General features: G+C 58.6%; 1 protein-coding gene. It reads right to left on the reverse strand.

The window, feature by feature from the left end; genetic code table 11:
* Positions 1-97: 97 nt before the first annotated feature.
* Positions 98-461: HupE/UreJ family protein (locus tag AC5JJ6_RS41580; protein ID WP_496047681.1), on the reverse strand; the 364-nt coding region annotated here is incomplete at its 5' end.

Below are 461 nucleotides of genomic sequence, written 5' to 3' on the forward strand. Positions count from 1 at the left end.
CGCTCCCACGATCATCAGGGACAGAACTGTTAAGGGTGACCAGATCATCGACATCCTTTCAAACCGGAACTCCTTGCGGCTGCCGGATCGGCGTTCGTCAAAGCAGGCTGAGTTGCATATCCAGACCGCGATTCAGCATCCAGATGATAGCCACCATGGCGATGGCGAGTGATCCAGCCTTGAGGATGACCGTCTGATACACCCAGCTGCGGCGCAGGACATAGGCCAGCGGAATGAAGCTGCAGACAATCGCGAGCTGCCCGATCTCGACCCCCAGGTTAAAGGCCAGCAGCGCCTCTATCAGGGTGTTCGCCGGGAGATCCAGGTCAGCCAGCACGTTTGCGAAACCAAGGCCATGCACCAGTCCGAGACCGAAGGACACCATCCAAAGTCGCCTGGAAATGACCGGGACGATGTTGTTGAGCGCGGCGACGACAATGCTGGCTGCAATGGCGGACTCG

The organism is Skermanella sp. (genome assembly GCF_059503625.1).